The sequence below is a fragment of the Thiolapillus sp. genome, from assembly GCF_048562965.1.
GTDB lineage: Bacteria > Pseudomonadota > Gammaproteobacteria > Chromatiales > Chromatiaceae > Thiolapillus > Thiolapillus brandeum_A.
On the sequence record NZ_JBHNMF010000470.1, the window covers coordinates 1 to 2605 of the forward strand.

At 51.7% G+C, this 2605-nt stretch carries 3 protein-coding genes and 1 pseudogene; 3 read left to right on the forward strand and 1 reads right to left on the reverse strand.

Features of this window, described 5'->3' with window-relative positions:
- Nucleotides 1-1046: pseudogene (locus ACOCD2_RS16470) on the forward strand (SAM-dependent methyltransferase); the annotation flags it as partial.
- Nucleotides 1047-1088: 42 nt separating this feature from the next.
- On the opposite strand, the gene ACOCD2_RS16475 reads toward ACOCD2_RS16470, so the two are convergent.
- On the reverse strand, nucleotides 1089-1217 hold the full coding sequence (locus ACOCD2_RS16475) for a hypothetical protein (protein ID WP_305802955.1): 129 nt from the start codon (nucleotides 1215-1217) through the stop codon (nucleotides 1089-1091).
- Between the two features lie 73 nt (nucleotides 1218-1290).
- Between ACOCD2_RS16475 and ACOCD2_RS16480 the strand changes: the two genes are divergently transcribed.
- Nucleotides 1291-2046 carry a Fic family protein gene (locus tag ACOCD2_RS16480; RefSeq protein WP_308334846.1) on the forward strand — a complete coding sequence of 252 codons (756 nt, stop codon included), beginning with the start codon at nucleotides 1291-1293 and terminating at the stop codon, nucleotides 2044-2046.
- A gap of 8 nt (nucleotides 2047-2054) precedes the next feature.
- The coding region (locus ACOCD2_RS16485) for a hypothetical protein (protein WP_305803431.1) at nucleotides 2055-2605 on the forward strand (551 nt) is incomplete at its 3' end.

Sequence of the window (2605 nt, forward strand, 5' to 3'; positions counted from 1 at the left end):
GATTAATTAAAAGCTCTAAATCCGACTGGAATGCCTTTGAGACCTCCTGGGACTTCGCCAGCCTTCCGCTGTTGAACCCCGATTACAGGCAGACAACCCTAAAGGCCACCTACCAGAAACTCCGTGCCCACTGGCAGGCTATGACCCTAGAGATGCAGCGTCTGGAGGAAGAAAACAACCGCATCTTCATCGATGCCTATGGCCTCCAGGATGAGCTAACACCCGAGGTACCGCTCAACGAAATCACCCTGACCTGTAACCCGCACTACCGTTACAACGGCGACAAGAGTGAGGATGAACTGGAAGCGCTGCTGCTTTTCGACACCATGAAGGAGTTTATCTCCTACGCCGTGGGCTGCATGTTTGGGCGCTATGCGCTGGACAAGCCGGGGCTGATTCTGGCCAACCAGGGCGAGACCATTGATGACTACCTGAAGCAGATCCCAGAACCCTCCTTCCGTGCGGACGACGATAATGTGATTCCGATGCTCGACGGCAACTGGTTCACCGATGACATCACGGAACGTTTCTACAAGTTCCTGCGCGTGACATTTGGTGAAGAGCATTACGAGGAAAACCTTGAATTTATCGAGCAGGCCATTGGCAAGAACATCCGCAAGTACTTCCTCAAGGATTTCTATGCGGATCATGTGAAACGCTATAAAAAGCGTCCGATCTACTGGCTGTTCAGCAGCCCCAAAGGCAGTTTCAACGCACTCATCTATATGCACCGCTACCGTCCTGATACCGTCAGCGTGGTGCTCAATGATTACCTGCGCGAGTTCCGCGCCAAGCTTGCCTCCCGTAAGGATCACCTGGAAGCCGTCAGTATCAGTGCCAGTGCCAGCAAGGGTGAAAAGACCCGGGCACTGAAAGAGATCGAAAAACTGAAAAAAATCATTCTCGAGCTAGAGGACTACGAAAGAGATGTACTCTACTCACTGGCCACCCAGCAAGTGGAAATCGACCTCGATGATGGCGTGAAGGTGAACTACAAGAAATTTGGCAAGGCGCTGAAGAAGGTGGTGGGGTTGAGCGCCAAATGAAAGGGATGGCGACACATCGGCAGGGGCATTTTCTGTGAAGCATTACATCCCGCCATGCAGTATCACCCCCGAAATGCTCTCGCTGGTGGCTTCTATTGCCGAGGCCGTCGGGCGAATGCAGGCTACGGGCATGGCTTTGCGGTTACGCAGGGTCAATCGCGTTCGCACCATTCAAGGCTCCCTGGCTATCGAGGGCAATACTCTGAATGAACAGCAGATTACCGCCATACTCGAAGGAAAACGGGTGGCTGCCCCGCCTCGTGAGATTCGGGAAGTACAAAATGCCCTGGCGGTGTACGAAAAGTTACCAGAATGGAATCCACTGCAGGAAAGGGATCTGCTGGCAGCGCATGCCCTGTTGATGAAGGATCTGCTGGATTCAGCCGGATCCTACCGCCAGCGGGGTGTTGGCGTGATGGGACAAAACGAAGTCGTACACATAGCGCCACCGGCAAACCGCGTGCCCGAGTTGATGGGCAATCTTTTCCAGTGGTTGAAACAAACTGATTTTCATCCCCTGGTTGCCAGCTCTATTTTCCATTACGAATTTGAGTTCATCCATCCATTCGAGGATGGTAATGGCCGAATGGGGCGTTTCTGGCAATCTTTGTTGCTGTACCAATGGAGTCCGGTATTCGAGCATCTGCCCATCGAGAGCATGATCTTCGCACATCAGCAGGACTATTATGACGCCCTCAATCAAAGCACTCAGGCGGGGGATTCGGCGCCATTTCTCCGTTTCATGCTGCAAACTATCAAGGCGACGCAGGATACTACCCCCCAAGACAGCCCCCAACTCACCCCCCAAGTCGAGGCTTTGCTGGGCGTATTACAAGGCGAAATGAGTCGCAGTGATTTGATGGCGGCTTTGGGGCTGTCTGACCGCAAATCCTTCCGTGAACGCTACTTGCAACCTGCGCTGCAAGCAGGATTGATCGAAATGACCATCCCTGACAAGCCGAATAGCCGTTTGCAAAAATACCGGCTTGTGCAAAGGTAGGGTATGCAATGAGCGGCGTGTCATTTTCCATACATGACTTGGGGATAGCCTATCGTAAGGCTAAGGTTGATTTTTATTACTCGTCACTCAGTTCACTACTATCCATTGCAGATTACGAAGAGAAGCTCTTGGATAATCTGAGATCCTTACAGACGAGACTTGATAGCGATGATGAATACTGGATCAGAGAAGAAGGGTTCCTCGGTAATTGGACATTGGTTCCCAAATCCATCGACCTGCCTGAAAGTAACTCAAGTAAGGGTAGCCTGATATTTTCTTCACCTGCTGAAGCATGGGAGCATGCTTGTGCGTCACTCGGAGAACGAGATGGAAAAGAGAAGGCCAAGGCCGAGTTCCGACTCATGGCCCATGTCAGTCTTGATTTTCATGTGTTGTCGGCACTATGGATGCTCAAGGTTGGTTGCCAATACGATCGGAACCTGACGGCATCGTCTTATGGAAACCGTCTGCGCCGTGGTGAAGATGGTGAGATTAACCCACTTTCACTGGGTTCCTTAAAACCCTATCTCAAACCATTCAGGGACTGGCGTGACAATGG

Bases quoted from the DNA above. Each gene is read 5' to 3' on its own strand.
- ACOCD2_RS16475 (WP_305802955.1), bottom strand. From the start codon at position 1,217: ATGGTGCGAACGCGATTGACCCTGCGTAACCGCAAAGCCATGCCCGTA.